Raw genomic sequence first — 25,343 nt, 5'->3', positions numbered from 1 at the left:
GGTCGTGGCACCCCTGCACGGCTACACCGTCGTCGACCTTTCCGACGGTATCGCCGGCGCCTACGCCACTAAGATGCTCGCCGACGGGGGAGCGACGGTGGTCAACGTCGAGCCGCCCGAGGGTGATTCGTTGCGGGGCTGGTCGGCCTCAGGAGCTGAGGTGGACCTCGAGGCCGGCGGGGCGCTGTTCAGCTTCCTGGGCTGTTCCAAACACAGTGTCGTCGTCGACTCGGACAGCGCCGACGACATCGAGTTCGTGCACCGGCTGCTGGCCTCCGCCGATGCAGTGGTGTGGTCACCCGACGGAGCTGTCGGTTGCCATCCGTCGTTGGTGCCCGCCGAGATCCACCGAAGTCACCCGCACCTGGTGGTCACCGCCATCACGCCCTTTGGGCTCGACGGGCCGTGGCGGGACCGTCCAGCCACCGAGTTCACCCTGCAGGCCTGGTCGGGGGGAGCGGTCGGACTCGGCCGTGGATCACAGGATCGCGCGCCGGTACACATCGGAGGACAGGTCGGGGACTGGCTCGCCGGGGCCTACGCGGCAGCGATCACGCTGGCGTCGCGGGTGCGCGCACTGCGCGATGGCCGCGGCGAACTGATCGATCTGTCCGCCCTGGAGTGCCAGATCCTGGGCCTCACTTACTATCCCGTCACCTACTTCCACGTGCTGGACCGCCCGTGGCGGTCTGAGCGCAGGCCGACGGTGCCCGGCATTGCCGAGGCGGCCGATGGACTGGTGGCGCTGGGCTGCGGCACCGCGCAGCAGTGGTTCGATCTGTGCGCGATGTCGGGTCACGACGAGTGGGTAGACGAGAACTCGCCGCTGTCGATCACCGAGCAGGCGAACCTGCACGCATCGGAGCTGTATGCGTGGGTGCGCAGCCACAAGGTCGATGATGTCCGCGACCTGGCGTCGGCGTTCCGGATCCCCAACTCGCCGGTGGGCAACGGGGAGAACGTCGCGACGTTTGACCAGTTCCGACACCGTCAGGTGTTCACCCGCAATCCACGAGACGGGTTCATCCAGCCGCTCCCGCCCTATCGGCTGAGCGGTGTGGCGCTGCCGGCGCCGTCGGCGGCGCCACGTCTGGGCGAACACAGCGAGTTCTATCGGCAGTCGGCGTCGGCACGCCCGGACGCCCCGGCTTCAGAACCGCTGGGAGACGGGCTGCCGCTCAGTGGTATTCGGGTGCTGGATATGACCACTTTCTGGGCGGGGCCGTCGTGCACGCACCTGCTGGCCATGCTCGGCGCCGAGGTGATCCATCTCGAGTCGACCCGGCACCCGGACGGCACTCGGCTGATCGCCGGGATACCCGTCACTGAGGAGTCGTGGTGGGAGAAGTCCCCGATCTTCTCGGCGCTCAACACCAACAAGCGGGGCCTGACGCTGGATTTCCAGACCGAGGCGGGCCGCGATGTGCTGCACCGGCTGATCTCGCACTGTGACGTCATCGTCGAGAACTTCACGCCCCGTGTCATCGAGAATCTGGGCCTGGATTTCGACTACGTGCAGACCCTGCGAAGTGACGTGATCATGTTGCGGATGCCGGGATTCGGTCTCGACGGCCCGTGGCGGGACAACCCGGCGTTCGCCTACGTCATCGAGGATGCCTCCGGGCTCAGCTGGCTGACCGGCTATCCCGATCGCAACCCCTACGAGCCCTACTCGATCGGTGATCCGAACGCAGGCGTGCATGCGCTGACGGGTCTGCTGCTGGCCCTGGAGCATCGGCGCCGTACCGGCGAGGGTGTGCTGGTGGAGGCGGCCATGATCGATGCCGCGCTCAACATCGCCGCCGAGCAGGTGATCGAATACTCCGCCAACGGGGCGCTGTTGCAACGTGACGGCAACCGCGGTCCCGCCGCCGCCCCCCAGAACTTCTATCGGACCGCCGGTGTCGACGAGTTCGGCAGAAACGACTGCTGGGTCGCGATCGCGGTAGCCACCGATGAACAGTGGGACAGCCTGCGCGCCGCACTGGGCGATCCGTCCTGGGCGGCCGATCCCGCCTTGTCGGATGCGGCCGGCCGGCGTGCCCGCCATGCCCTGATCGACGAACACCTGTCCGGCTGGTGTGCGTCGCGCAGCGCCGACGATGTCGTCGCCGCACTGTGGGGCGCGGGTGTTCCGGTCGCCAAAGTCATGCAGCCCCATCGCCAGACCGAGTTGACGCAGCTGGCCGCGCGCAGCTTCTTCGAGCAGGTCGACCACCCGATCAACGGTCCTGCGCCGCACAGCACACTGCCGGCCCGGATGTCAGCGGGCCCGCGGCGCATTCATACCAGCCCCGCACCGCTGCTGGGCCAACACAATCATGAGCTGCTCACTCAACTGGGTCTGACCCCGGCCGAGATTGCCGCTTTGGCTGCCGAGGGGATTATCGGCAGCGCTCTGGCTCGTTGACTCCGCGTCCTAATGGACGCAGAGCCAACGAGCTGACGTGGCTACTTCAGGCAGCTGCCCGCGTCGACCGGCAGCGTGACGCCGGTGATGTAGCGGGCCTCGTCGGAGGCTAAGAACAGCACCGCGTTGCTGATGTCGATCGCGTCCACCCAGGGCACCGGCAGGGTGTGGAACAACTGGCAGATCGGCGCCATGTCGTCGGGTCCCGGGTTCTCCAGGTCCGGACGGAACATCTTCCAGGTGCCCTCGTTCATGATCATGCCGGTGCTGACGTGGGTGGGGTGCACGGTGTTGACCCGAATGTTCTGGTGGCCCAATTCGACGGCGAATGAGCGCATGATGCCCACGACGCCGTGCTTGGCGGCGACGTAGTTACCGCAGTGCGGGTAGGCCTTCAGCCCGCCGACCGAGCTGGTCAGGATGATCGATCCGCCCTTGCCGCCGGCGATCAGGTGCGGGACACCCGCTTTGACCGTTTTCCAGACACCCGACAGGTTGATGTCGATCATCTCCTGCCAGTCGTGCTCGCTGCACTGGTCCAAAGTGTCGCCGCCGTTGCCGATCCCGGCGTTGGCCACGATGATGTCCAGGCCGCCCAGCTCCTCCACGCCGGCGTCCACTGCGGCTTTGAGCCCGTCGAAGTCGCGCACATCGACTTCGGCGGTGAAGATCCGCCGGCCGCGCGCCTTGACCAGATCAACGGTCTCAGCCAATTCCTCCGGGGTGGCCGGCGGAATGGGTGAGTTCTGCACGATCGGCTTGCAGACGTCGATCGCGATGATGTCGGCGCCCTCCTCGGCCAGCCGCACCGCGTGGCTGCGGCCCTGACCGTGGGCGGCGCCGGTGATGAATGCGACCTTGCCCTCAACACGTCCAGCCATGGATACCCTCAATTCGTAACTAGTAGAAGTGGATTCATCCGACCGTGGCGGGCATGGACTCCCACCCGCGGACCGTCGAAGTCGGTGACAGCGTTGCGTTGGTGAGATCTACCTCCCAGTCGGGGAAGCGTTTGAGGATCTCCTCCAGCGCGATTCGACCCTCCAGACGGGCCAGAGCGGCACCCAGGCAATAGTGCGCGCCCACACTGAAAGTCAGGTGCTGGCGGGCCTCGCGGTGGATGTCGAAAACGTCCCCGTCGGGAGCGAAGCGGCGGTGGTCGCGGTTGGCCGCACCGACCAGCATGATCATCGCGCTGCCTTCGGGCACGGTCTGGCCGTAGTACTCCACGTCGCGGGTGACGTAGCGCGCCACGTGGGGTGCCGGCGGCTCGAAGCGCAACAGCTCTTCGATGGCCTGCGGGATGAGCGCCGGGTTGGCCACCAGGTCGCGGCGCTGGTCGGGATGTTCGGACAGCACCTTGCCGGTCCAGCCGATCAACCGGGTGGTGGTCTCGTTTCCGGCCCCGGCCACCAGCATCACGTACATCAGCAGCTCGTCGCGCGACAGTCGCCGGGTGACGCCGGATTCGTCGGTGAACTCGACGTTGAGCAGCTCGGTCATGATGTCGTCGGACGGGTGCTTGACGCGCCAGTCGAGATATTCGGCGAAGATAGAGCCGTCGTCGAAGCCCTCGGACGCAATCGACATCGGCCTGCCCGCTTCGGTGCGCAGGTTGTCATTCGAGCGGTCCCGGATGATCTCCTGATCGGCCTCGGGAATGCCCACCAGCATCCCGATGACCCGCATGGGCATCTGCGCACCCAGGTCGGCCACGAAGTCGAGGTGTCCGCTGCCGATCAGCGGATCGAGGCATTGAGCGCAGTACTCACGGATCTTGGATTCGAGTTCGGCGATCTTGCGCGGGGTGAACATCCGGGCCAGCAACTTGCGGTGGATGTCGTGGATCGGCGGATCCTCGAACAGAATCAGTCCGGGCGGGATCGGGGTGTTGGCCTTGATCAGCTCCAGGATCGCCCCGCGCGCCGAGCTGAATGTCTCATGATCGACCAAGCCCTTGTTGACGTCGTCGAAGCGACTGAGCGCGTAGAAGTCGTGCTCGGGGTTGTAGTACAGCGGCGCCTCTTCGCGAAGCCGCCGAAACATCGGGTACGGATCGTTGTTGAGCTCGACGTCATACGGGTCGTAGCGGGCTTCGTCGGTGGTGGTCACCGTCATGTTGTGTGTCCCTTCGGCGGAGCTTCGTCTAGAGGCTGGCGGTGAGCGGAGCTGCCACCGGGGTGAATTCGAGGTGCAGTTCGGTCAATCCGCGCAGGATGAAGGTCGGTTCGAAGGTGAATCGGCGTTCGCCGGCGGGGCCGTGCTGGGCCTCGTTGAGCCGGATGTCGGTCATCCGGTCCAGGATTCGTTCCAGCGAGATGCGGCTCTCGGCGCGTGCCAGCGGTGAGCCCGGACAGGTGTGGCTGCCCCGAGCGAACGCCAGGTGCTCGCGGACATTGGGCCGGTCGATCCGCAGCTCGTGCGGGTTCTCGAACTTGCGGGGATCGCGGTTGACCGCGCCCGGGAACATCACCACGACGGTGCCGGCCTTCAGTTCGACGCCGCCGAGGGTGGTGGTCTTGCGTACCAGTCGGGGGTCGGTCTTCACCGGGCTTTCCAACCGCAGCGTCTCTTCCAGGAAGTTGGGGATCTTGCTGCGGTCGGCGCGCAGTGTCTCGACCAGGGCCGGGTCTTCGGCCATGAACCGCAGCGCGGCGCTGAGCAACTTGGTGGTGGTCTCCTGCCCGGCGCCGAACAGGAACGTGGCGCTCTTGACCACGTCGGCGATCTCGGGAACCGAACCGTCTTCGTAGGTGGCGGTGGCCAGGTCGGTCAGCACGTCGCCGCGCGGCTTCTCCCGCCGGTCGCGCAGGTAGCGGCTGAACTTGTCGTCCAGCCATGCCAGCGGGTCGTGGGCCAGCTCTTCGTGGTCCAACGATCCGATGCGGGCCCCCGGCTGCGGCGCGCCCAGTACCTCTTGGAAGACCGGCCGGTCCTCGTCGGGCACACCGAGCAGATCGGCGACCACCAGCAGGGCGAAGGGCCGCGCATATTCGGTGAGGAACTCGCAACTGCCGCTGTCGATGAAGTAGTCGAGCTGGCGGTCGGCCAGCTTCCACATGAAGTCCTGGTTTTCCTTGAGCCGCTTAGGGGTGAGCAGCCTGCTCAGCAGCGACCGGGCCTTGGTGTGCATGGGCGGGTCCATGGTGACCATGTGCTCGGTCATCGGCATCAGGTGGCGGTGCGCCTCGATCTGCTCGCTGATGTCGTCGCCCTCGGGGGTGAACGGCAGCGGCGGGAAAGGTCCGCCGACCGCAACCAGGTTGGAGTAGGTCTCGGAGTCGCGGTAGATCTCGTTGGCCTCTTCGTGACCGGTCACCGCGACCACGTCGTACACGCCCAGCGGAGTGACCGGGTTCTTAGCCCGCAGGTAGTCGAAGTACGGGTGGGGATCGGGCACCAGGGACTGATCGGTGAAGAAATCGATCGTCGCGAAGTCAGTCAACGTGGACCTCTCTGCAGAATGGCGTGACAGCTGCTGAGCACCTGCTTAGCATGGGCGGGGTTGGGGGTCAAGGGTCGCGGCGCCACTACGATGGCCGCCGAGGGTGTAAAGGTGACGACAACGATGCGGAGCGAACCGGATGGCCGAATCGGCTAAGGGGCAGCGCAGAATTGGGGCCCCGGACGCCAAGAACCGGACCTTGTTGCTCGATGCTGCCGAAGAGCTCCTGCTGACTGCCGGCGCCGGTGCGGTGAGCTCGCGTCGCGTCGCTGAGCGAGCGGGTCTCAAGCATCAGCTCGTGCACTACTACTTCCGCACCATGGACGATCTCTTCCTGGCGATGTTCCGCCGGCGCGGAGATCAGGGATTGGCTGAGCAGGCGGCAGCGCTGGCGTCGCCGCAGCCGCTCTGGGCGCTGTGGCGATTCAACACCGACCCGGCGTGGACAGCGGTGACCATGCAGTTCATCACCGTGGCCAACGAGCGCGAGGCCTTGCGGACCGAGATCGCCGCGTACGCCGAACGGTTGCGCGCCGAACAGGTCGCCGCGGTGTCCGGGCTGTTTGCCCGGTACGGCGTGGACCAATCCGAGTTTCCGCCGATGGTGCTGATGGTGCTCATGACCAGCGCGTCGCGGATGTTGACCATCGAGCAGGAGGCGCTCGGCATGACCCTGGGCCACGCCGAGACCGTCGAGTTCGCCGAGCGCTGGCTGCAGCGGCTCGAGGGCGACCCGCCGCCGAACACGCCGCTGTCCGGCGTCGCGTTGGCCTCGCGGTCCGTCGAGCACTAGCGCTGCTTCCTGCCCTGTTGGAGGCGATCCGCGGCTTCCCAGTGCGCGTCGGCGACCCACAAGCGCGCGAACGCCGCGACCGCCTCGTCCGCCGATGCACCACCGAGCACCCGTTTGATCTCGCCCGCTGAGGGGTTGGCCAGCGACCGGGCCAAGCTGCGCCAATCGGCGTCGAAGGACTCCCGGGGAACCACCCGATTGATCAGACCGATCCGCTCGGCCGCCGGAGCGTCCAGCATGGTCCCGGTGCCGGCCAGTAGCAGCGCCTGACTGTGGCCGACCAGTTTGGCGAGCCGCTCGGCGCCACCCCAGGCCGGCATGATCGCCAGGGACACCTGATTGAACCCGATCTTGATGTCGGCGGCCGCGATCCGGATGTCGGCTGCGACCGCCACCTCAGCGCCACCGCCGAGGGCGTGGCCGTTCAACGCGGCGATCACCGGTGCGGGGAACGCGGCGATCCGATCGCACAGCGTGCGCATCCGCCAGGCCATGGCCGATGCTTCGGCCTCGGTGCGCAGTGCCGCGAGCTGCTTGAGATCGCCCCCGGACACGAAGGCGCGGTCGCCGCCGCCGGTGATCACCAGCGCCTGCGCCCCGGCGACTTTGTCCAGCGCCCGGTCGAGTTGCTCCATGGTCTCGGGAGCGATGGCGTTGCGGGCGTGCGGCCGGTCGATGGTGATGATGGCCAGGCCGTCATCCAGTTGCACATCCAGCTCGTCCGGACGGTCGCGACCCATGGCTCTCCGCTCAAGATATTGGCATTCTCAAAATCGGAGAATAGCATCGCGGGCACGATGCGAAAGATTCCTGCCGACCTGGCTCGGCGCTACGAAGAGCAGGGATGGTGGACCCGCGAAACCCTCGGTGACCTGCTCGCCACCGGTCTGGCCGCGAGTGCCCAGACCGGGTTTGAGGTGCATTCGGCGGTGCGGCCGTGGCGAGGAACTTTTGGCGAGGTAGAGCTGGTCGCCCGGCGGTTGGCGGCCGGACTGCGCGCCCGCGGCATCGGCCCCGGAGACGTGGTGGCCCTGCAGCTGCCCAACTGGATGGAGGCCGCCGCGGCCTTCTGGGCGGCGGCGTTTCTGGGTGCGGTGGTGGTGCCGATCGTGCATTTCTACGGTCCGCGGGAACTGAGCTTCATCCTGTCTGCCAGCCGGCCACGGGTGTTCATCACCGCGCAGCGATTCGGGCGGATGAGTTTCCGGCCCGAGCTGTGCGCCGACATCCCGATCGTCGGGGTGGTGGGCGGGAACGAGGCGAGCGTGGTGGGCGGGAACGAGGCGAGCGTGGTGGGTCAGGACTTCGCGGACCTGCTCGCCGATGAACCGCTGGCGGGCACGCTGCACGCCGACCCGGGGGCACCCGCGTTGATCGCGTTCACCTCTGGGACCACCCGTGAACCCAAGGGCGTGATTCACAGTCATCAGAGCCTGTGCTGCGAAACCCGCCAGCTGCTCGCCAACTACCCCAAGGACCGCGGCCGGCAGCTCACCGCCACCCCGGTCGGGCATTTCATCGGGATGGTCGGGGCGTTTCTCATCCCGGTGCTGGAGGGGGCACCGATCGACCTCGCCGATGTGTGGGATCCCGCCAAGGTGCTGGCGCTGATGGCCGAGCAGGGGGTGTCGATCGGCGGCGGTCCGCCGTATTTCGTCACCAGCCTGCTCGACCACCCGGACTTCACCGATGCCCACCTGCGTCATATCCGCCATGTCGGCCTGGGCGGGTCGACGGTGCCCGCCGCGGTCACCCGACGACTCGCCGATCTGGGCATCTTCGTTTTCCGCTCCTACGGCAGCACCGAACATCCATCGATCACCGGTTCAGGCCCGAGTGCTCCCGAGGACAAGAGGCTGTTCACCGACGGCGATGCCCGGCCCGGCGTGGAGGTGCGACTGGCCCCCGACGGTGAAATCCTGAGCCGCGGGCCGGACCTCTGCCTGGGTTACACCGACGATGCGCTGACTGAGGCGGCGTTCGACGCCGACGGCTGGTACCACACCGGGGACATCGGGGTGCTCGACGCCGAGGGTTATCTGACCATCACCGATCGCAAGGCCGATGTGATCATTCGTGGTGGGGAGAACATCAGTGCGGTAGAGGTCGAGGACGTTCTGCTGGGGATGCCGGCGGTGGCCGAAGCGGTTGTGGTCGCGCGGCCGGACGCCCGCCTGGGGGAGCGGGCGGTCGCGGTGCTGCGCGTCAAGCCGGGGTGCGTGCTGCCGACGATGTCGCAGGTGCAGGAGCACTTCGAGCGGATGGGCGTCGCGCGGCAGAAGTGGCCCGAGGAATTACGGGAGGTCGAGGACTTTCCGCGCACCGCCAGCGGCAAGGTGCAGAAGTACCTGGTCCGCAAGGAGCTCGTCGAGGGTGTTGCAACGACACAGCCGTGAGAATATGATTCTCTTGAACCGAAAAGGAGCATTTCATGGGCCAACTGTCACATCGCGTGGAGGTTCCGTTCCCGCTGTTTGATGCGGACAACCACCTTTACGAGCCGCCCGAAGCGCTGACCAAGTACCTGCCCAAGGAGTACAAGGACGTCGTCCAGTACGTCGAGGTCAACGGGCGCACCAAGATCGCCATCCGGGGCCAGATCAGCAACTACATCCCCAACCCCACCTTCTCGGTAGTCGCCAAGCCTGGGGCCTGGGAGGAGTACTTCAAGTACGGCAACCCCGAAGGCAAGAGCAAGCGCGAACTCTTCGGCGAACCGATGAAGTCCATCCCCGCGTTCTTCGAGCCCGCCCCACGGCTGGAGCTGATGAACGAGCTGGGCATCGATCGCTCGCTGATGTTCCCGACCCTGGCCAGCCTGATCGAGGAGCGGCTGCGCGACGACCCGGTCACCATCCACGTGATCATCCACGCGCTGAACCAGTGGCTGGACGAGGTCTGGGGCTTCAACTACCAGAACCGCATCTTCACCACGCCGGTCATCACGCTCCCGATCGTGGAGAAGGCCATCGAAGAGCTGGAATGGGTGGTCAAGCGCGGCGCTCGGGCCATCCTGATCCGGCCGGCTCCGGTGCCCGGATTCCGCGGCCCGCGTTCGTTCGCGTTGCCCGAATTCGACCCGTTCTGGGAGAAGTGCGTCGAATACGACGTCTTCATCGGAATGCACTCATCAGACAGCGGCTACTCCCGATACACCTCCGAGTGGGACGGCCAGGTGGAAGAGATGCTGCCGTTCCAGACCAACGCCATGGGCATCCTCAACGAGTGGCGTCCGATTCAGGATGCGGTGGCATCGTGGGTGATTCACGGTGCGCTGTTCCGCCACCCGAAGCTGAAGGTCGGCATCGTGGAAGCCGGCTCCAAGTGGATGTTCCCGCTGCTGGACTCCATGGCCGAGGTTTACCGGAAGGCCCCCGAGGCGTTCCTGGGCAACCCGATGGAGGAGATCAAGAATCGGATCTACGTCAGCCCGTTCTACGAGGAGGGCATCGACGACCTGATCAACCTGGTCGGTGTGGACCAGGTGCTCTACGGGTCGGACTGGCCGCACCCGGAGGGCCTGGCCGAACCGACCCACTACATCACCGCGTTGACGCATCTGCCTATCGAGGACCAGGCCAAGATCATGGGCGGCAACCTCGGTCGGCTCGTCACCCTCTAGGGGTGCCACGCTGGGAGACCATTCCCGAGATGGTCCTGAGTGTCGGCGATCGCTTCGGAGATGCCGAAGCGATCGTCGACGGCTCGGTCCGGCTGAGTTTCGCTGAGCTGGCCGACCGGGTTCGTTGCGCGGCTGGGGCATTCGCAGCTGCGGGCGTCGCCAAGGGGGAGCGGGTGGCGATCTGGGCGCCGAACTCGGCGGAATGGATCATCGCCGCCTTCGGCCTGCTGACCGCCGGCGGGGTCTTGGTTCCGGTCAACACCCGGTTCAAGGCGAGTGAGGCCGAGGACATCATCCGTCGCAGTGGCGCCAAGCTCGTGCTGGTCGAGAAGGGCTTTCTCGGACTGGATTTCAGTACCCCGCCCGAAGTTCCGGTGATCGACCTGAGATCGGACTTCCTGAGCAGCGGTTCGCCGCTGCAGCGCAGCGTCGCCGCCGGCGACATCGCCGACATCATCTTCACCTCAGGCACAACCGGCCGGCCCAAAGGCGTGATGATGACCCATCAGCAGAACCTGCGCCTCTACACCGAATGGTGCGACCTCGCCGACCTGCGCAAAGGCGACCGGTATCTGATGGTCAATCCCTATTTCCACACGTTCGGCTACAAGGCCGGCTGCATCGCGGCGTGCATCCGGGGGGCCACGATGGTCCCGGTGCGGGTGTTCGATGTCAATGCCGTGTTGGAACTCATTGAAGCCGAACGCATCACGATGCTTCCGGGACCGCCGACGCTGTATCAGTCGTTGCTGGACGCGCGGGGGACTCACGACCTGTCGTCGCTGCGTGCCGCGGTCACCGGTGCGGCGGACATTCCCGTGGACCTGATCCGGCGGATTCGCAACGAGCTGCCGTTCCGATCCATCATGACCGGCTACGGGCTCACCGAAGCCGGTACCGTGACCGCCTCGCGGCGTGGCGACACGTTCGAGGACATCGCCACCACGGCGGGGCAGGCCTGCGAAGACATCGAGGTGCGTATTGCCGGCGACGCCGAAGCCGGCGAGGTTCTGGTGCGCGGCTACAACGTGATGGTCGGATACCTCGACGACCCGGTCGGTACTGCCGAGGCCATCGACGCAGAGGGCTGGTTGCACACCGGCGATATCGGCACGCTGGATGCCGCCGGGCGGTTGCGCATCGTCGGGCGCAAGAAGGACATGTTCATCGTCGGAGGGTTCAACGCCTATCCCGCCGAGATCGAGGGCTTCTTGCTGGAGCATCCGGGAGTCTCGCAGGTCGCGGTGATCGGCGTCCCAGACGCACGGATGGGACAGGTGGGCAAGGCCTTTGTGGTGCGCAGTGCCGCGGCTGACCAGCTCGGTGAGGCAGAGCTGATCGCCTGGAGCCGCGAACGGATGGCCGGGTTCAAGGTTCCCCGCTCGGTGTGCTTCGTCGACGCACTGCCGCTGAACGCCACCGGCAAGGTGGACAAGGCAGCGCTGGAGGCAAAGGCTCTCGAGCCCGGGCCCTGATCGCGACGGCTGTGCAGGAATCCTCGTCGCTGACTTGAGTCATCTACTGTGCGCGGATGCCGGGAGGCGATACTGTCGTGTCGCAGAGTCGGTGGACTTAAGGGATCAAGGCATGGCAGTGGCGGACAGGCCGGCGAAGGTGACGGCGCGCGAGGCGCGGCGCCTGCAGACGCGCGAGCGGTTGCTGGGTGCGGCGACCGCCGAATTCAAGCGGACCGGAATGGCGCAGGCCGACGTGGGTGCCATCGTGGCCGCCGCCGGGGTCGCGCACGGCACATTCTTCTTTCATTTCCCCACCAAGGAGCATGTGCTGCTGGAGTTGGAGCGCCGCGAGGAAGAACGAATCACCAAACAGTTCGAGAAGTTTCTGGTTGAGCAACAAGGACTCTCCGAGATCCTGGCCGAGTCGGCGCGGCTGATCATCGACCTGGAGCGGCGCCTGGGCGATCCGCTGTTCACCGAATTCCTGGCGCTGCACTTCTCGCCGACCCGGCCACCCGCCGAGAACGGCGAGCATCACCCGCTGATTGTGCTGATCGCCGAGCGTATCGACGTGGCCCGCGAGCGCGGCGAGATCGACCACGATGTGGTCGCGATGAACAGCGCAGTGTTTTTCCTGCTCGGTCTCTATGCCCTGCTCATCACCACCCACGATTGGCCGAACCGCCCGGAGTTGGTTGACGACTACGTGACCAGGACCTTGCGGGGCTTGGGCGCGGCGCGCTGAGGCTGCTGACCGTCATTGACTTAAGTCAGTGATATCCCTACCGTCGTAGGCGTTCCTCAACGGCGAGAGGGCCACTATTGCCTACCGCACCGCAGCAGCTCGAAGGGTTCGGGCTCGATGAGCACCTGGAGCTGTCCCAGGCCGCCCAGCGCCGAGCGGACCGGTGGCTGATCTGTGGTGGCATGCTCATCGGTACGGCGGCATGCGGTGTCTTCGGTCTCCCGCTCTTTCTGCGGGGAATCTGGTTGCAGCGCAAGGCCCAGCGCGACGGACTGACTGTGCGGCCGATGTTGGTGACGCTGCTGGGCTATCTGGTCATCATCGACGCCGCCATCAATGCCGTGGGCTGGGCGCTGGACACGGCGGCCAACCACACCCTGCTGGCGCGGGTGCTGCTCAACGGCTGGGGTGCGATGTTCGACGCCGGATACTTCTGGCATTACAACGAGCTCTGGATCGGTGGTGCCGCCGGCCCGGGTGAGAAAGGCTGGGAGGTCGCGCTGATCTTCACGGTCTTCACCATGCGTATCGCGGCGGCGATCGGATTTCTGCAGATGAAGCGGTGGGGTCATCAGTGGATGGTGGTGACCTGCTGGATGGGCGTGGTGATCTGGATCGGCTACGTGTTCAACATGACCATGTACGCCGATGTGCGCTACGCCGGTGTGGTGTTCCCGGTGATCGGCTGGTGGCTCTACGACATCTTCTACATCACACCGTTTTTGGCGATCCCGTACCTGCACACCGTCAACCGGGAAATCTTCTCCGACTGATCAACGATAGGAAGTTTCTGATGGCCTGGCTCTGGGAGATTCTCCGCTACGTCGCCGCCTGGGGCGGAACATGTCTGATCATCGCATTCTGGTACTGGATGTTCTCCAGCATCGGGACCTTCTGACCGAGGCCGATGTGGATCCGCTAGCGCTGGAGACCAGCTGTGCACTGACGGCGGTCGCGTTGAGCGACCGACGCCGCCACGGTGCGCGGTTGATGACCGGCGCCGGAAGAAGCTTCAGCCTGAACCCGAACCTGTCCACGGTTTACGTGCCCCATCCCGCGGAGCCGGGTTGGACCAGACGGACACTGACCTGTGGTGTGGCACTGCAATGCGCACCCTCCAAGGAGCGGATCGCGCAGTACCGACTGGCCGACCTGTCGCCCCGTGAACGCCGGGCCCTGACGTACGTCGAAGCACAAGTGGCCCTCGGTTGGGTGCTCGGGCGGTGGCCGGGACTGGCCCCCGAGATACGCCGGGTGCTGCCAGACCTCGATCCCGCCGATCCCGAGATGCCGGCCGTCGAGATGTTCGACCGCGCGACCGCCTTGGCGCGCTCTCGGCAGCCGTTGCCCGGTCATCCGCTGACAGGGACACTGCCGGCCGCCTGGATGGAACCCGGGCGCCTGGGCTCATCGGTGCGCCGGCTGGGCCGCATGCCGTGGTCCAGTAACCAAAAGCGCCGCCCGCGGCCGTATTCGGTACCGGTGGGCGGTGACGGGGGCGTGCGCAACACCACCATGCCGCCACCGAGTCGGCCCGAGGATGACGATCGCTTCCTGGGTCGCGACCGGCGAGCGGGAATCCCGTACCCGGAGTGGAACATGCACACCGGCACCCTGCTGCCCGGCCACGTCGCCGTGGTGGAAAGTGACCGGCGCACCCCCTCGGGCACGCCGTCGCCTGCCGCTGTCGATCTGCGCAAGTGGTTCGAACAGCACACGGTGCGGGCCATGACCAACCACCTCGCCGACGGATCCGACCTCGACGTGGACGCCTACGTCAGTCACCGCGTCGACCTGCTGGCCGGGGAGGCCGGGGAGCCGCGGATCTTCCGGGAATTACTGCCAGCAGCCCGGGACGTGACCACCGCGGTGCTGCTCGATGCGAGTTCGTCGCTGGGAGTGCACGGCGGCCGGTTGTTCGGCCTGGAGCTCGCCTGCGCGGACGCGCTCTCGGCGGCGATGACCAGCGCGCGTCAGCGACACGGCATCTTCGCCTTCACCGGTAACACCCGACACCACGTGGAAGTGCACTGCCTCAAAGACTTCGGTGACCGGAAGTTCGTGGCGCCGAGCGGTCTGGGGCTGCGCACCGGCGGATACACCCGGCTGGGCGCTCCGCTGCGGCACCTGACCAGCCGACTGCTGGCACAGCCCAGCGAGCGGCGGTTACTCATCATGATCGGCGACGGACTGATGTCCGACGAGGGCTACGAAGGCCGGTACGCCTGGGCCGACGTCGCGCACGCCGTCGAGGAAGCCGATCAGGCCGGGGTGTGCGTGTACTACGTCGGAGTCGGACCCGTGCGCGTCGATCCGCTGCCCGAGGTGTTCGGCCCCCGCCGTTCCCAGCGAATTCGACGGGTGGTGGAGCTGCCGCGCGTACTGGCCCATGTCCACCGCGAACTGACCGCAGCATGACTGACGACGTGCGAGGAGCCCGATGAGCAGCGATGTCTACTTCGCCAATGGCAACGAAGTGCAGTTGTTCGAGAAGGCCTATCTGCGCCGCATCCCGGTGATGCTCACCGGTCCGACCGGCTGCGGCAAGACACGGCTCGTCGAACACATGGGCTCGCTGCTGGGCCGCCCGGTGATCACCATCAGTTGCCACGACGACCTGACCAGCTCGGACCTGGTGGGGCGCTTTTTGGTGGCCGGTGGTGACGTGGTGTGGACCGATGGGCCGCTGACACAGGCGGTGAAGTCCGGGGCGATCTGCTACCTCGACGAAGTCGTCGAGGCACGGCATGATTCGTTGGCCGTGCTGCACTCGCTGACCGATCACCGTCGCACCCTGTACCTTGATCGCGCCGGTGAAACCATCACGGCCCCAGGGACCTTCATGCTGGTGTGCTCCTACAATCCCGCCTACCGCAGCTCGCTCAAGGAGCTCAAGCCGTCCTTCCGGCAGCGGTTCGCCACACTGCCCATGGACTACCTGCCACCGGAGCGTGAGGCGCAGGTGATCGTCGCCGAGACCGGTGTCGCGCCGCAGATCGCCGCGCGGCTGGTGCAATGCGCCACCGCGCTGCGCACCGCAGACCAGGCGTTGCACTTCGAACCCCCCTCGACGCGCACCTTGGTCAACGCCGCACAACTGGTCGCCGCCGGCGCCGGTGAGCGCGAGGCCGCCGAAGCGTGCATCCTGGCGCCGCTGACCACCGATGGCGGAATTCATGACGGCTTGCGCGAAGTCGCCGCCAGCGTGCTCACCGACCAGACCGAGTGCCCCTAGGAAAGGAAGTCGCGACCGTGGACCAGCAAGAACGAAACCGCAAGAGGGCATTGATCGTCTTCCAGATCTTCATCTACGGCTACCTGGCGATCATGTTCGGCATCCAGCTGTACATGTCGTTCGTCCGGGGCTGGTGGCAGCTGTGACGGCGGCGGTACCGGACTCGACGAAGGACTTCGCCGGGATCGAGGAGCACGAGACGCAATCGCGTGCCGCCCAACGCCGGGCGGACCGGTGGATGATCGCCGGTGCGGCGCTGATGGGGATGTGGGCGCCGGGCATCATCGGCTTGCCGATCTTCTTGCGCGGCGTCTGGCTGCAGCGGCAATCGTTACAAGCCGGCTTGGCCGTGCGGCCGATGATCGTCACCCTGATCGGATACCTGGTGTTGATCGACGGTGCCCTCAACAGCCTCGGCTGGGCGCTGGACCTCGTGGCCAACCACACCCTGATCAACCGGGTGCTGATGGTCGGCTGGGGGGCGATGTTCGACGCCGGATATTTCTGGCATTACAACGAACTCTGGGTCGGCGGGGCAGCCGCACCTGGTGAGAAGTCGATGGTCTTCGGCATGATTCTGACGGTGTTCGCGATGCGCTGTGCCGCCGCGATCGGTTTTCTGCAGATGAAACGCTGGGGCCACCAATGGATGGTCGTCACCTGCTGGATGGGCGTGCTCATCTGGATTCTCTACGTGTTCAACATGACCATGTACGCCGATGTGCGCTATGCCGGCGTGGTGTTCCCGGTGATCGGCTGGTGGCTCTACGACATCTTTTACATCACACCGTTTTTGGCGATCCCCTACCTGCACACCGTCAACCGGGAAATCTTCTCCGACTGAACAAGGAGACCACGATGCAAACACCAGAAGCTGAAGCGCTGCCACCGGGCACGACCCCGTACTACGCGCGGATGCACAAGTGGATCAAGCGCGCCACCTTGGTGTGCCTGGTCGCACTCGTCCTCGAGGGTGCGTTCACGCTGCCGTTCATGGCGGTGTACTACGGCTACCCCACACTGAGCCTTACCCAGATCTGCAGTGAACTACTGAAGACCCGCTTCTCCGACGACACCATGGAATGCAAGTACCCCTACCCGCCGCTGGGTCCCCCAGAGGGAGCCGCCGGAAAGGCCAGCGCACAAGACGACTGGGGCATTCAGCCGGTCCCCAGATATCACCGGCTCGGATTCCGCGAGCTGGTGCGCATCCACAACGAGCGCCTGGCGCACCAGGGCTAACCCACCGACGGCACGCAGTCCCTCAGCGTCGCCCGGGGCCAACCGGCCCGGGCCCAACCGGTCCGGGGCCGACAGGCCCGGGGCCGACCGGGCCGACTCCGACGGGGCCGACTATGCCACCGGGACCCACGGGTCCGCCCGGCCCGACGCCGGCCGGTCCGACAGGACCGATGAACGGATGCGGTTCCACGCCCCCGGGTTCGCACTGATTGGTCTCGGTGTTGAAGTACATGCCGTAGCCGCAACCGTCGAAAGGCTCGGCTCCGCTGATGGCGGGTGAAGCCAGCCCGATCAGCGCTGCTGACGTCGCAGCAAGGGCGAATACCGGTGTGGCACGATGCCGCGGCAGTAGGTTCATGGCCGTCCTCATTCCTGTTGTCGTCTGCTCACGGTGTCAGGCGCTCAACCATAGTCCTGCGAATTCGATCCAGGGATGGTTCGCAGGAGAAGAGGGGCCACCCCCGCAAACCACGTCAGTATTGGGTGCAGCCCTGATCCACCGGAATCGCGGTCGCGGTGACCAGATGCGAGTCGGAACTGGCCAGCCAGCACACGGTCCCGGCGATGTCCTCCGGCTCTGCCAGCCACGTCGGTAGGAATGGGGTGAGCATATGCGACAGTTGGGGATTGGTCTCCATCGCCGCACCGAGCGCGCTGATCATGCCGCCGGTGCCCATGTCGGTGTTGACGGGGCCGGGGTGCACGCTGTTCACCCGAATTGCGTGTTTGCCCAGTTCGGCTGCGAATGCGCGCGCCATCCCGGTGACGGCGTGCTTGCTGGCCGTGTAGTGGACCATGAACGGCTGCATCTTGATGCCGGCGGCCGAACTGATCAAGATGATCGAACCGCCGCGGTTGCCGGCGATGATGTGGGGTGCGCCGGCCATCACGGTATTCCAGGTGCCGGTCACGTTGATGTCCATGACATCACGAAAGTTCTCCGGCGAGATGGCATCCCAGGCCTGCGGGGCGGCGACGCCGGCATTGGCGACGATGATGTCGAGGCGCCCGAGTCGGGCCACCCCGTCGGCGACCGCCTCACGCAGGCCGTCGTAGTCGCGGGTGTCGACGATCGCGGACACCATGCGCCGTCCGGTGGCCTCGACCAGTCGGACGGTTTCGGCCAGATCCTCGGGGCTTGCCGGGTTATAGGGCACGCAGTCGGGCAGTTTCCCGGCCACGTCGACCGCGATGATGTCGGCGCCCTCGCCGGCCATCCGCACCGCGTGGGCCCGTCCCTGTCCGCGCGCTGCGCCGGTGACAAATGCCACCTTGCCTGACAGCCGACCTGTCATGAATGACCTCCTGGTTGCGCCGGCGGGCATGCATCCCACTGGCTGGACGATGCCGAGGGGCGAATCCTATCCCCGCCGGCGGTGAGCACCATGTCCCGGAGTCGCCGTTTGTCGACCTTTCCGGTCGGCCCGTGCGGAACCGCATCGGTGCTGTCGACGATCAACCACACCGCGGGTACTTTGAACGGGCTCAACAGGGTTCGGGCCTGTGCGTGCAGCGCATCAACGCCCAGCTCATTGCCCACGACGACCGCTGCGACCCGATCCCGCCCGGCGTCGGGCACATTGGTGACGAACGCGGCCCGCACTCCGGGGATGGACCGCAGCGCCTTCTCCACTTCGCTCGGATAGACCGTGGCGCCGCTGACCTTGAACATGTCGTCGGACCTACCGTGGAAGAACAAGAACCCGTCGCGGTCGAATCGGCCCAGGTCGCCGGTGGGGTAGAAGCCATCGACGGTGAAGACCTCTTCTCGGCTACGACCGCAGATCCCCCGCAGGGTGTGTGGTCCGCGCAGCTGAATCATCCCGACCGTTTCGGGGGGTAGCGGAGCACCGGTGTCGGTGTCGACGATCCGAACCTCCGTGCCGGTCAACGGCTTACCGCAGCTGCCCCACGCCGAACACGGCAGGTCGGTGTCGGCGGAGTAACCGCAGTACGGGCCGAACGTCTCGGTCATGCCGAACAGGTTGGCCCGCGAGCCGGGCTCGGCGCGCAACGTCGGCGGCAACAACGCCTCCAGGCTGCCGGGCCGCAACGCCGAAAGGTCGGCATCAGTGGCGTGCTGGGCGAGCGCCGCGGCCTGGTCCGGCCATCCCCGAAACAGGGTGACCCGCTGGGATTCCAACAGGCTCAAAGTGGTCTCGGGTTTCGGGATCTCCTCGGTGATCAGGGTCGCCCCGGCCAACAGTGCCGAGAGCACCCCGCCGCCGAAGCCACCGACCCAGAAAAACGGCATCGGCAGATACAAGCGGGTGTCCGGGCCGATGCAGCGGGCCGCCAGCCCGGATTCGACCGCGCCCAGGGCGCTGCCGTGCGAATGCAGAACTCCCTTGGGCGGCCCGCTGCTGCCGGACGTGAAGATGATCGTCATCAGGTCGGCGGGAACCACGGTCGCAGTCAAGGCGTCGACGATCTTGCGGGGTCCCGGCCCGGCGGTGGCTGATGCCAGACTCTGTGTGGACCAGATTTGCTGCAGCGCAGGAAGATCCTCCGTCGGGAGCGAATCCGGGGGTAAGTCGTCCAGGTAGCGGCGGCCCCGGAACTCCTCGACGCTGATCAGAAATTGCACAGCCGCGATTCGCAGCTGATCCCGCAGTTCCGGCGGGGTCAACAGTGTGCTCAGCGGCACCAGCACCGCCCCGATCCGGGTGACCGCCACAGCGATGCGAACCCAGTCGACGCCGTTGGGCATGATCAGTCCCACCCGAGTCCCCTTGCCGACCCCGGCCTGCACAAGGACTGCCGCCAGCTCCCGTGACGACGTATCGAGGTCGCCGTAGGTCAGCCGCGCGATCGGGTCGATCACCATCGGTGTGCTCGGGTCGGCGGCCGCCCGCGACCGCACCACGGCGTCGACGGTGCGTGCCGGCGGGGATTCAGGCATCGAACACCTCCGCCAGCCGGCGCAGATCGATCTTTCCGCTGGACAGCAGGGGGATCTGTTCGGGGCCGACGGTCTTCATTCTGCGTGGGATCTTGTAGCTCGACAGTTGGCCGGAAAGACGCCGGCGCAGCGTGTCGAGGTCGACATCGTCAGTGCCGCGTTCAATCACCGCGGCCACCACCTGCCCGCGCTCGGGATCGGGGACACCGATCACATGGGCGACCGATCCGCCGGTGACCTTGGCTATGGCGCGTTCCACTTCCGCGGGCGAGACGTTGACCCCGGCGGTTTTGATCAACCTGTCCCGCCTGCCCAGGAAGTAATAGAAGCCATCGGCGTCGGTGCGGACCATATCGCCGGTGTGGAACCAGCCGTCGGCGTCGAAGCATTCCTCGCGGCTGCGCTTGTGGTAACGCTGCATCAGGTAGCGGCCGCGGACCCACAGCTCCCCGTCCTCGACACGGCACTCGAACCCCGGCGCGGGCTTTCCGAAGCTGCCGCGGCGGTGCTCGGGTTGATCGGTGGTATCGGCACTGAGCAGCACGGGTCCGCCGGTCTCAGTCATCCCGAGCATGCTGTGTCGCAGCTCGGGGTCGGCGGGGCGTGCGTCTGGTGCCATGATCGGGTAGAGGTTGCCGCGGCGCAGGGTGGACAGGTCGCGGCGGCCAAGGCTGGGGTGGTGGCTCAGGGCAGCGATTCCGCTGATGAACCCATTGGCCACCGTGGGCTTTTCGGCCTCCAAGAGATCGAGCGTGTCCGCCGGGTCGGTGGCGTTGGAGCACAGCAGCGTCGATCCGGCCAGCACGCTGGACAGCAGTGAGAAGGCCAGGCCGCCGATCCAGAAGAACGGCGAGTTGCTGAACAGAATGTCGTCGGCTGTCAGTCCGCGCAGCGCATTCAGGTCGCGTTGGTGGCCGAGCAGCCCGGCATGAGTGTGTATCACGCCCTTGGGCGCACCGGTGGAGCCCGAGGAGTAGACGATGCACAGCGGATCGCTGCTCTCGACATCGTCCTCCAGTGCGGTGAGTTCGGCGTGGCCGGCGGTGCCGCGGCCTGGGGTTGCGGTGCCAAACACCACCCGGCGCAGCTGCGGTGCGTGCACGCTGAACAGCGGAGCGGTGCTGTGCAGGTCGACGTCGGCCAGCGCTTCGGTCAGCCGCTGCCGGTAGTCGTGTGAGCGGTAACCTTCCGCGGCGAGAAGGATGCGTACGTCGCTGTGTGCCAGTTGATGACGCAATTCCGGAACCGTTGCGAAGGTGGTGAACGGAACCACCACCGCGCCGATGCGTGCCGCGGCGAGCATGCCCACCACGAAGGCCGCGCCGTTGGGGTGCAGCAATCCGACATGAGTGCCTCGGCACACCCCGAGCTCGATCAACTCAAGGGCCAGCTGCGCCGAGCGCCGCTCGGCCTCGGCGTAGCTGATCCGCTCGCTGTCGCAGATCAGCAGGGGGTGGGTACCGCGCGACCACGCCTGGGTGCGCAGGATCTGCGGCAGGGTTTCAGCGTGCATGGCTCCTCGACAAGGTGATCAGGTCCCGAACCGCACCCAGGTCGGCTTTGCCCGACGGTGTGCGCGGGATGACGTCGACGATCGCGATCTCGGTCGGAATTTCATATCCCGCCAGTCGACCGCGCAGAAAGTCGGTCAGCGTCGCAGCGTCGGTGACGGCACCAGGGCGCAGTTCGACCGCCGCCACCGGAGTCTGTCCGAGACGCTCATCGGCGCGGCCCACGACGGCGGCGCCTTGTACCGCCGGGTGGGCTTCCAGTGCGGTCCGCACATCGTCTGGCAACACCTTGAATCCACCACGGATGATGGCCTGGTCGGCGCGGCCCAGGATCCACAGGAACCCGTCGGCATCGATACGGGCCAGATCGGTAGTGCGCATCCAACCCGCGGCAGGCCCCAGCTGGCCGGGCTTGACCTCGAGCAGACCGGGCTGATCGGCGCCGAGTTCGGCACCGGTGTCGTCGACCACGCGCAGCTGAGCGCCGAGGCTGGCACGCCCGACGCTGCCGCGTTTGACCTGCCAGAACTGCTGGTAGTCGGCCAGGGTCCACCCGGCCACACCGCCGCCGAATTCGGTTGCTGCGTAGGAGGTGAGCACCGGGATGCCGAACTTGGCGGTGAACGCGTCGGCGTCGTCGGCGGACAGTGGGGCAGTACCGGAGGTGACCGCGCGAATGCCGGCCAGATCTTCCCGGGTCAGGTCCGAATGCAGCACCGTACGCAATGCGGCCGGCACCAAGGAGACCGCACGCGGCCGGCAGGTTCGTACCGCCTCGGCCCAACGCTGCAGCTCAAATCGCTCCAGCAGCACAAAGGATCGGGCCTCGGCGATGCACTGCAACACCCGGTACACCCCTCCGATATGCACCAGCGGTGAGTTGACTATCGCGATGCCGCGACGCAATTGCGTGGGCGCCGGGGCAGCGGGGTCGGGGCCGATCACGCTGTGGGCCAGCATGTCGTAACTCAGGTCGACGCGCTTGGGCGGACCGGTCGTTCCGCTGGTGAGCATCCAGACCGCCACGCCGGGGCGCCCGGGATCCGGGATGCGATCGCGTGCCACGGTGATCTGGGGAGCCTCGGTGAGATCGGAGATCGTCACCAGCGTGGTATGTGGAGTGTCGGTGACCAGGGCGGCCACATCCTCGGCCTGCCCGATGATCATCGGAAGCTCCAACGCGGCGATCTCGGCGCGGGTGCGGTCATCGCCGCGGGACGGATTGATCACCACCACGCAGCCCCCGGCGCGCAAGACCCCGAGCAATGCGGCCACGTGCGGTGGGCGATTGCGCAACAGGATTCCGACGCGTCCACCACTCGGTGTCAGTACCGCGATGCGCTTGGCGAGGATGCCCAGTTGTGACCAGGAATGCCACTGGCCGTCGTACTGCAACGCCGGTGCCTCCGGAGTCAGATCGAGGACGTCGGCGATGCGCCGACTCAGGTGCGCCATCAGCGGATATGCGGCGGTTCGGTGGGGCGCGGGGATTGCGCGTCCAGTTCGGCCTTACCCAGCGGGTTGCCCAGGCGGGTATAGATCAGCCCCTGATCCAGGGCGGCCCGGTAGGGCTTGTCCAAGGACTCCCAGATCGCCTTGACCGTGCCCTGGGTCGCCGACGGCGCCTTGGCCGCAATCGTGGCGGCGATCTCATGTGCTCGCGTCCAGAGCTGTTCGCGTGAAACGATTTCCGTCACCAGCCCGATGCGCAACGCGGTGTCGGCACCGACCCGCTCATCGTTGCCCATCAGCGCGATACGCAGTGCGTCACCCAACCCGACTCGGCGCATCAGCCCGATCGGCTCAAGCGCGCAGACCAGCCCCGCGGAGACGTGGGAGTCGAAGAACGTGGCCTCGTCCGAGCAGATCACGACGTCGGCCTCATTGATGAAATAGAACGCTCCTGCTGTGCACATGCCCTGTACGGCACAGATCACCGGTTTGAACATCTTCTGCCACTTGGGGCTCAGCAACTCGCCGGGATCTTCGTGGTTCCAGACGTTGTCTGGCTGACCGTAAGAGGACTTGACATCCAGACCGGCGCTGAATGCCCGGTCACCGGCAGCACGCAGCACCACGGCGTTGACCTCGGTGTCGAGCTTGACGATTCGCCAGGCCGCGGCCATCTCCTGGCACATGGTGCGGTCGAACGCGTTCAGGCGCTCCGGCCGGTTCAAGGTGATGGTGGCGACGCGTGCACCGCGGTCGAAGTCGAGCAGGATGGTGGTGAACGTAGGACTCATCGGCATTGCCATTCCGGTGTGCGTTTCTCGACGAATGCCCGTGGACCCTCCAGCGAGTCTTCGGTGTGCAGATTGCGTTCCCGGAACGACTCGGCGAGCATCTCTGCTTCGTGCAGTGGCAGGTCCAGGCCCTTGAGGATGGCCAGCCGTGTTCCGCGTACCGCCAGTGGGGCATTGGAGTTCAAGGTGTCGGCGATCTCGTGCGCGCGCTCTAGCAGTCGGTCGTGCTCCACGACCTCGCTGATCATGCCGAGGTCATAGGCGCGTTGGGCGTCCATGCGTTCGTGCTTGCCCATCATGGCCATCCGCAACGCGATGGAGCGGGGCAGCACGCGGGCCAACCGCACCACTTCGCGCCCGGCCACCAGGCCGATCGAGACATGCGGGTCGAAGAACGTCGCGCGGTCCGAGGCGATCACGATGTCGCAGGTGGTCACCCAGTCAAGGCCTGCGCCGCAACAGATTCCATTGATGGCTGCCAGCACCGGTTTGGCCATCGTCCGGAACGGTGGAGTGCCCTCCTGCGGAGCCTCCCACTGCTCGTAGGTGGACAGATAGGGCCGCTCGTTGACCACCTTGCCGTCGCCGGGGATCTCCTTCACGTCGGCGCCGGTGCAGAACGCCCGACCGTTCGCGGTGACGATGAGCACCCAGACCGCGTCGTCGCTCTCGGCCTCGGCGTATGCGGTCCGCAGTTCGGTGATCATGTGCGGGCTCAGCGCGTTGAGCGCCTCCGGCCGGTTCAGTGTGATGGTGGCGGTGTGGCCACTTACCTCGTAGTCGATGGTGTCGAACGTCGGCATCGCCGATCCCTCTCCTCTCAGCGGCCGGTGAATCCCGGCGGTCGTCGCTGTGTGAAAGCGGCCAGACCTTCTTTGAAATCGGCTGTTCGGCAACTGAGTTCAAGGTTGAACAGTTCCTGGGTCATGGCTTGCGGCAGCGAGGCCTGCTGTCCGTAGTTCAGTCCCTGCTTGGTCAGGCCGATGGCGACGGTGGGTCCCTCGATCAGACGCCCCAACAGTTCGTCGGTGGCGGCGTCCAGTTCAGCTGGTGCGACGGCCTGATGGATCAACCCCCACTGCTCGGCGGATGTGCCGCTGACCTGCTCGCCGAGCAGCAGCATGCGGCGGGCCCGGGCGAGTCCGACCAGGCGCGGTAATAGCCAGGTAGCCCCCGAATCGGGGCTGAATCCCCGCGCCAGGAACGGCTCCCAGAAGACGGCGTCGGCGGCAGCTACGGTGAAGTCGGCGGCCAGTGCCAGATTGCAGCCCAGTCCCACCGCCCAACCGCGCACGCTGCTCACCACCGGCAACTGGATGGTGTGGATCAATTCGATGACCCGGTGCGCGGCATGCGGGATGCGCCGGACCAGGTCGCCGGTGCGGGGTCGCCCGCCGCCGGCGTTGGTGGCCACCCAGTCCGAACCCGCGCAGAAGTGATCACCGGCGCCCCGGATATGGATGGCGCGCAACGTGTCGTCGCTGGCTGCCTCGGTCAGGGCCGTGACCAGTGCATCGGTCATCGGCGGGCTCAGGCTGTTCCGGCGGTCCGGGCGGTCCAGTGTCAGGCGGAGCAGCGCACCGTCACGCAGCACCGTCACCGTGCCGGCGGCCGGAGCGTCGGCGGATCCGGGCTCGGAGTCGGGGGAGTCGGCCACTGTGGTGTCCACCCTTCAACGCTATATCGTTATGGCTACAGTAGGCGATACGATTGGCGGGATTTCACCGGCAGTCACAAG

Annotated in this window: 23 protein-coding genes; 12 read left to right on the top strand and 11 right to left on the bottom strand. The window is 66.3% G+C overall.

Going from position 1 to position 25,343, the window contains the following annotated elements; translation table 11 throughout:
- Nucleotides 1-4 precede the first annotated feature (4 nt).
- The gene (locus tag AWC18_RS03350) at nucleotides 5-2,410 is read left to right on the top strand and encodes a CaiB/BaiF CoA-transferase family protein (RefSeq protein WP_085137601.1); all 2,406 of its coding nucleotides are present in this window, start codon (nucleotides 5-7) and stop codon (nucleotides 2,408-2,410) included.
- A gap of 41 nt (nucleotides 2,411-2,451) precedes the next feature.
- Here AWC18_RS03350 and AWC18_RS03345 read toward each other — a convergent pair whose 3' ends face one another.
- Genes AWC18_RS03345 through AWC18_RS03335 form a run of 3 tightly spaced genes read right to left on the bottom strand, consistent with a single transcriptional unit; the run spans nucleotide 2,452 to nucleotide 5,855 of the window.
- Complete coding sequence (locus tag AWC18_RS03345) at nucleotides 2,452-3,291, bottom strand: mycofactocin-coupled SDR family oxidoreductase (protein WP_065000023.1); 840 nt, start codon at nucleotides 3,289-3,291, stop codon at nucleotides 2,452-2,454.
- A 34-nt stretch (nucleotides 3,292-3,325) separates the two neighbouring features.
- Nucleotides 3,326-4,528: a cytochrome P450 gene (locus AWC18_RS03340; RefSeq protein ID WP_085137598.1), complete on the bottom strand. Its 1,203-nt coding sequence runs from the start codon at nucleotides 4,526-4,528 to the stop codon at nucleotides 3,326-3,328.
- A gap of 28 nt (nucleotides 4,529-4,556) precedes the next feature.
- A complete protein-coding gene (locus AWC18_RS03335) occupies nucleotides 4,557-5,855 on the bottom strand; it encodes a cytochrome P450 (protein ID WP_085137596.1) in 1,299 nt (432 codons plus the stop codon).
- 139 nt (nucleotides 5,856-5,994) lie between these two features.
- Between AWC18_RS03335 and AWC18_RS03330 the strand changes: the two genes are divergently transcribed.
- A complete protein-coding gene (locus tag AWC18_RS03330; protein WP_085137594.1) occupies nucleotides 5,995-6,648 on the top strand; it encodes a TetR family transcriptional regulator in 654 nt (217 codons plus the stop codon).
- Here the strand turns inward: AWC18_RS03330 and AWC18_RS03325 are convergent.
- Nucleotides 6,645-7,388 (bottom strand): enoyl-CoA hydratase/isomerase family protein, encoded by a 744-nt coding sequence (locus AWC18_RS03325; protein ID WP_065000019.1) that lies wholly within the window; start codon nucleotides 7,386-7,388, stop codon nucleotides 6,645-6,647. The two genes, AWC18_RS03330 and AWC18_RS03325, sit on opposite strands and share 4 nt — an antisense overlap.
- Before the next feature lie 57 nt (nucleotides 7,389-7,445).
- Between AWC18_RS03325 and AWC18_RS03320 the strand changes: the two genes are divergently transcribed.
- The 10 genes from AWC18_RS03320 to AWC18_RS03280 all read left to right on the top strand — a co-directional run bounded on the left by AWC18_RS03320 (nucleotide 7,446) and on the right by AWC18_RS03280 (nucleotide 16,949).
- Nucleotides 7,446-9,044 carry an AMP-binding protein gene (locus tag AWC18_RS03320; RefSeq protein WP_085137592.1) on the top strand — a complete coding sequence of 533 codons (1,599 nt, stop codon included), beginning with the start codon at nucleotides 7,446-7,448 and terminating at the stop codon, nucleotides 9,042-9,044.
- Nucleotides 9,045-9,079: 35 nt separating this feature from the next.
- Entirely contained in the window at nucleotides 9,080-10,270 is a 1,191-nt protein-coding gene (locus tag AWC18_RS03315) for an amidohydrolase family protein (protein WP_065000017.1), read from the top strand.
- Nucleotides 10,271-10,272: 2 nt separating this feature from the next.
- Nucleotides 10,273-11,745: a FadD3 family acyl-CoA ligase gene (locus AWC18_RS03310; RefSeq protein ID WP_085137590.1), complete on the top strand. Its 1,473-nt coding sequence runs from the start codon at nucleotides 10,273-10,275 to the stop codon at nucleotides 11,743-11,745.
- A 112-nt stretch (nucleotides 11,746-11,857) separates the two neighbouring features.
- Entirely contained in the window at nucleotides 11,858-12,472 is a 615-nt protein-coding gene (locus tag AWC18_RS03305) for a TetR family transcriptional regulator (RefSeq protein WP_065000016.1), read from the top strand.
- Between the two features lie 77 nt (nucleotides 12,473-12,549).
- Entirely contained in the window at nucleotides 12,550-13,245 is a 696-nt protein-coding gene (locus AWC18_RS03300; RefSeq protein ID WP_065000015.1) for a hypothetical protein, read from the top strand.
- Nucleotides 13,246-13,366: 121 nt separating this feature from the next.
- Nucleotides 13,367-14,890, top strand: a complete 1,524-nt coding sequence (locus AWC18_RS03295) for a nitric oxide reductase activation protein NorD (RefSeq protein WP_065000038.1) — start codon at nucleotides 13,367-13,369, stop codon at nucleotides 14,888-14,890.
- 22 nt (nucleotides 14,891-14,912) lie between these two features.
- Nucleotides 14,913-15,707 carry a CbbQ/NirQ/NorQ/GpvN family protein gene (locus AWC18_RS03290; protein ID WP_085137588.1) on the top strand — a complete coding sequence of 265 codons (795 nt, stop codon included), beginning with the start codon at nucleotides 14,913-14,915 and terminating at the stop codon, nucleotides 15,705-15,707.
- A 17-nt stretch (nucleotides 15,708-15,724) separates the two neighbouring features.
- Complete coding sequence (locus AWC18_RS22180; protein WP_272937680.1) at nucleotides 15,725-15,853, top strand: hypothetical protein; 129 nt, start codon at nucleotides 15,725-15,727, stop codon at nucleotides 15,851-15,853.
- 92 nt (nucleotides 15,854-15,945) lie between these two features.
- Nucleotides 15,946-16,551: a hypothetical protein gene (locus AWC18_RS03285; RefSeq protein ID WP_234784601.1), complete on the top strand. Its 606-nt coding sequence runs from the start codon at nucleotides 15,946-15,948 to the stop codon at nucleotides 16,549-16,551.
- Nucleotides 16,552-16,565: 14 nt separating this feature from the next.
- On the top strand, nucleotides 16,566-16,949 hold the full coding sequence (locus tag AWC18_RS03280) for a hypothetical protein (RefSeq protein ID WP_065000012.1): 384 nt from the start codon (nucleotides 16,566-16,568) through the stop codon (nucleotides 16,947-16,949).
- A 473-nt stretch (nucleotides 16,950-17,422) separates the two neighbouring features.
- Here the strand turns inward: AWC18_RS03280 and AWC18_RS03275 are convergent, their stop codons facing one another.
- The 7 genes from AWC18_RS03275 to AWC18_RS03245 are packed head-to-tail and all read right to left on the bottom strand — an operon-like array spanning nucleotide 17,423 to nucleotide 25,262.
- The gene (locus AWC18_RS03275; protein ID WP_065000011.1) at nucleotides 17,423-18,244 is read right to left on the bottom strand and encodes a mycofactocin-coupled SDR family oxidoreductase; all 822 of its coding nucleotides are present in this window, start codon (nucleotides 18,242-18,244) and stop codon (nucleotides 17,423-17,425) included.
- Nucleotides 18,241-19,851, bottom strand: coding sequence for a class I adenylate-forming enzyme family protein (locus tag AWC18_RS03270; RefSeq protein ID WP_085137586.1), 1,611 nt, complete (start codon nucleotides 19,849-19,851; stop codon nucleotides 18,241-18,243). The genes AWC18_RS03275 and AWC18_RS03270 overlap by 4 nt, the downstream gene beginning before the upstream one ends.
- A complete protein-coding gene (locus AWC18_RS03265) occupies nucleotides 19,844-21,364 on the bottom strand; it encodes a class I adenylate-forming enzyme family protein (protein WP_085137584.1) in 1,521 nt (506 codons plus the stop codon). Before AWC18_RS03265 ends, AWC18_RS03270 begins: the two co-directional genes overlap by 8 nt.
- Entirely contained in the window at nucleotides 21,354-22,817 is a 1,464-nt protein-coding gene (locus tag AWC18_RS03260; RefSeq protein WP_065000008.1) for a class I adenylate-forming enzyme family protein, read from the bottom strand. Before AWC18_RS03260 ends, AWC18_RS03265 begins: the two co-directional genes overlap by 11 nt.
- Nucleotides 22,817-23,611, bottom strand: coding sequence for an enoyl-CoA hydratase/isomerase family protein (locus AWC18_RS03255; protein ID WP_085137582.1), 795 nt, complete (start codon nucleotides 23,609-23,611; stop codon nucleotides 22,817-22,819). The genes AWC18_RS03260 and AWC18_RS03255 overlap by 1 nt, the downstream gene beginning before the upstream one ends.
- The gene (locus tag AWC18_RS03250) at nucleotides 23,602-24,408 is read right to left on the bottom strand and encodes an enoyl-CoA hydratase/isomerase family protein (RefSeq protein WP_065000006.1); all 807 of its coding nucleotides are present in this window, start codon (nucleotides 24,406-24,408) and stop codon (nucleotides 23,602-23,604) included. Before AWC18_RS03250 ends, AWC18_RS03255 begins: the two co-directional genes overlap by 10 nt.
- 17 nt (nucleotides 24,409-24,425) lie before the next feature.
- Entirely contained in the window at nucleotides 24,426-25,262 is an 837-nt protein-coding gene (locus AWC18_RS03245) for an enoyl-CoA hydratase/isomerase family protein (RefSeq protein ID WP_065000037.1), read from the bottom strand.
- Between the last annotated feature and the right edge of the window lie 81 nt (nucleotides 25,263-25,343).

It is taken from the genome of Mycolicibacter nonchromogenicus (assembly GCF_002101775.1).
GTDB lineage: Bacteria > Actinomycetota > Actinomycetes > Mycobacteriales > Mycobacteriaceae > Mycobacterium > Mycobacterium nonchromogenicum.
This window is presented reverse-complemented; position numbering and strand designations above follow the sequence as displayed.